The 4,034-nt window shown below is 58.8% G+C and carries 2 protein-coding genes; one reads left to right on the top strand and one right to left on the bottom strand.

What is annotated here, in order from left to right; all coding sequences use genetic code 11:
• Positions 1-163: 163 nt before the first annotated feature.
• Complete coding sequence (rpoD, locus tag NW856_RS05400) at positions 164-1,375, bottom strand: RNA polymerase sigma factor RpoD (RefSeq protein ID WP_414383981.1); 1,212 nt, start codon at positions 1,373-1,375, stop codon at positions 164-166.
• A gap of 648 nt (positions 1,376-2,023) precedes the next feature.
• Here rpoD and NW856_RS05395 point away from each other — a divergent pair.
• A partial coding sequence (locus NW856_RS05395) for a homocysteine S-methyltransferase family protein (protein WP_414399440.1) occupies positions 2,024-4,034 on the top strand: 2,011 nt, incomplete at its 3' end.

Below are 4,034 nucleotides of genomic sequence, written 5' to 3'. Positions count from 1 at the left end.
GCTTTTTCAGAAAGACTGGGATCCGCGGAGTCTGGTTCGAGTTCATGCTGAAGATCCTCCATCGCGCGGGTTGGCAGTTCCAACTCAGTCTGTCCTAGGGGGCCGGGAACTCTCTTGGATCCCTTGCCCCGGCTCTCTATCGAAGCTGGAACAGACCGCAGAGTTAGCGGATGTATTCCTTCAACACGCTGTTGCGGTTGGGGTGGCGCAACTTGCGCAGAGCCTTAGCCTCGATCTGCCGGATTCGCTCACGGGTGACATTAAAGATCTGGCCGATTTCCTCCAGAGTTTTCATGCGGCCATCATCCAAGCCGTAGCGCAACTTCAACACATCCCGTTCGCGGGCGGTGAGGGTTTCCAAAACGCTTTCCAGATCTTCTCTGAGCAAGACTTTGGCCACCCGATCCTCCGGCGTCTCCCCATCCGACTCGATAAAGTCTCCCAGCCGAGAATCCTCTTCCTTGCCGATGGGGGTTTCCAAAGAGATGGGAAGCTGGGCCGACTTGGCGATAAAGCGCAACTTCTCGATGGTGATCTCCATGCGGGTGGCGATCTCCTCTTCGGTGGGCTTGCGGCCCAATTCCTGGGAAAGCAACTTGGTTACCTTTTTGATGCGGGAGATCGTCTCGTAGAGGTGGACAGGCAGGCGAATGGTGCGGGATTGGTCGGCAATGGCGCGGGTGATGGCCTGTCGAATCCACCACGTCGCATAGGTGGAGAACTTGTAGCCCTTCTCGTGGTCGAATTTCTCGGCTGCCCGAATCAGGCCCAGGGATCCCTCCTGAATCAAATCCTGAAAAGACAGGCCCCGGTTCATGTACTTTTTGGCGATGGACACCACCAAACGCAGATTAGACTGCACCATCTTTTCTTTGGCCCGCCGCCCCCGATGCAACCGCCGCCGAAATTCCGGCAAGGACATCTTGACCTCTTCTGCCCAGAGGGTGTCCGGCACCTCTTCTGGGTCTGACCAGAGGCCCATACGCTGAAAAACGGCCTCGCGAGCGCGCTCTAGCTCCAGCAGATCGGCAATTTTTCGGGCCAACTCGATTTCTTCATCGGCCCGCAGCAGCCGAATACGCCCAATTTCCTGTAAGTAGACCCGGATAGAGTCATCGGTGTAGGGCTTTTTCTTACTGGCAGCTTTGCGCTTTGAGCGACCTTTGGCACCGGCGGCGGCAGTCTCTCCATCCTCCTCTGCTGCCTCTTCGTCGTCGTCATCCTCATCAAAAGCATCAGTGTCACCGGTATCCAGTTCGCTCTCGAGGGTATCTGTCTCGGTGTCCAACTCCAGGGCGCTGGAAGGTGGATTTTCCAGATCCGGTTCGAGAAGAGCTGTTTTACCCGATTTCACCAATTCCTTTGCTTGAGCCATGCTGAGTTCCTCGTGATCCTAATCACAGACAAATGAAGGTGACTAAGGGAGCTTAGACGCCAAAGGGAGAGGAGCAAGTTGCAGCCCTGCTGCATCCCACAACGCCAGAGTGAGGGAGCCGATATCCGCAAGCCAAAGCCTGAGTTGCCCTAGGCCAGCCTGCCCGCTTCTGAATAACCGATTGCTCGGGTCAATCTGGAAGCAGATATCGCTCATGGAGCTCAACTGAACTGGCGCAAGACCCGTCATCTTGGTGGGCGGAACCTCTCAAGATGGCGAAAGGTGGATCTTTCTCTTCGTCGATCCTGCGACGGAGTGCGAGGCACTTTACCAAGGGGACGGAACATTCAGCACCTCAACCACTCCAACCTGCGAGGAGAAGATCGCTCTACAGCAGGCAGCAAACGACTCTGGGGGGAGCCTTTGCGAGCAACTGTAGCCGTTCACACCAAAACGTCTTCCCTAAATTAGCCCGACCTGGGGGAAACAGCAACGGGGCAGGCAAAGAAAATGTTAAATTCGCCTCAACAATGGCCAGAATGGAAGCCCTGGCCAGGGATCCATCCTTCGGCCTAGTCCGAGCAAATGGCTCGATGCTAACTTAAATCAGACTCTAGGTCGATGACACCCTGCCTGACTTTGACTTCTATGACCCATCCCTTCCTGCAGCATCTCCAGGAACGTGTGATTGTCTTTGATGGGGCGATGGGATCCTCCCTCCAGGCCCAGAACCTGACGGCAGCGGATTTTGGTGGGCCGGAGCTGGAGGGTTGCAACGAGATGCTGGTGCTGACCAAGCCGGAGGCAGTGGAGCGGGTACACCGCGGCTTTCTGGAAGTGGGGGCCGACGTTGTTGAGACCAATACCTTTGGGGCCACCTCCATCGTTTTGGCCGAGTACGGGATCCCGGAAAAAGCCTACGAGCTGAACGTGGCAGCAGCCCGTTTGGCCAAGCGGGTAGCAGCCGAGTTTTCGACGCCGGAAAAGCCCCGTTTCGTGGCCGGCTCCATCGGCCCCACCACCAAGCTGCCCACCCTGGGGCACATCAGCTTTGACGACATGCGCTCCAGCTTTGCCGAGCAGGTGCGGGGGTTGATCGACGGCGGGGTGGATCTGCTGATCATCGAGACCTGCCAGGACATTTTGCAGACCAAGGCGGCCCTGGTGGCCGTGCAGCAGGAGTTTGCCCAGCGAGGGATCCGCCTGCCGGTGGTGGTGTCCCTCACCTTTGAGGTGCAGGGGACAATGCTGGTGGGCACGGAGATCGGGGCGGCCCTGGCCATCCTGGAGCCCTATCCCATCGATGTGCTGGGCCTCAACTGTGCCACTGGCCCAGACAAGATGGTCGAACACATCCGCTATCTGTCCCGCCATTCTCCTTTCCCCATCTCCTGCATCCCCAACGCTGGCCTGCCGGAAAACATCGGCGGCAAAGCCCACTACAAGCTCACCCCGGAGCAGTTGCGCTTCCACCTGGAGCACTTTGTGCGGGATCTGGGGGTGGCAGTGGTGGGAGGCTGCTGTGGCACCCGTCCGGAGCACATCGCCGCCTTGGTGGAAGCCGTGCAGGGGTTGCGGCCCAAACGTCGTAGCATCGAACGGATCCAGGCTGCTGCCTCGATTTATGCCCCTCAGCCCTACCTGCAGGAGAACTCTTTTTTGATCATCGGCGAGCGGCTGAATGCCAGCGGCTCCAAAAAGATGCGGGAGCTGCTTAATGCCGAAGACTGGGATGGCCTGGTGGCCCTGGCCCGCGAGCAGGTGCGGGAGGGATCCCATGTGTTGGATGTCAACGTGGACTATGTGGGCCGGGATGGGGTGCGGGATATGCGGGAGCTGGTGTCCCGGCTGGTCACCCAAATCCAAATCCCCCTGATGCTGGACTCCACCGATTGGCAAAAGATGGAGGCGGGCCTCAAGGTGGCGGGAGGCAAATGTCTGCTCAACTCCACCAACTACGAGGATGGGGAAGAACGTTTCCTAAAGGTGCTGGAGCTGGCCAAAACCTACGGCGCCGGGGTGGTCATCGGCACCATCGACGAAGAGGGCATGGCCCGCACCGCCGACAAGAAGTTCCAGATTGCCGAGCGGGCCTATCGCCAGGCGGTTGAGTACGGGATCCCGCCCTACGAGATTTTCTTTGACCCTTTGGCCTTGCCCATTTCCACCGGCATCGAGGAAGACCGTAGCAACGGAGCAGCCACCCTGGAAGGGATCCGCCGTATCCGCCAGGCTTTCCCGGAGACCCACATTCTCTTGGGCATTTCCAACATCTCCTTTGGGCTCTCGCCGGCAGCCCGCGTGGTGTTGAACTCGGTGTTTTTGCACGAGTGCCGCGAGGCCGGCCTGGATGCCGCTATCGTCAGTGCCGCCAAGATCCTGCCCCTGAACAAGATCCCCGAAGAGCAGCAGCAGGTGTGTCGGGATTTGATCTGGGATCGGCGAGCGTTCAACGCTGAGGGCATTTGCACCTACGATCCTCTGGCGCGGCTGACGGAGCTGTTTGCGGGCGTTTCCGGGAAGGAACTGCGCTCTGGCGGATCTTTTGCAGATTTACCCCTGGAGGAGCGCCTGCGGCGGCACATCATCGACGGGGAGCGGATTGGCCTGGAGGAGACCCTGGCGGAGGCACTGCAGAACTATCCTCCCCTGGAGATCA

Origin of the sequence: Synechococcus sp. R3-13 (genome assembly GCF_047462195.1) — a bacterium.
Taxonomy (GTDB): Bacteria; Cyanobacteriota; Cyanobacteriia; order Thermostichales; family Thermostichaceae; genus Thermostichus.
The sequence above is the reverse complement of the archived record's forward strand: the minus strand, read 5'-3'. Positions and strand labels throughout refer to the sequence as shown.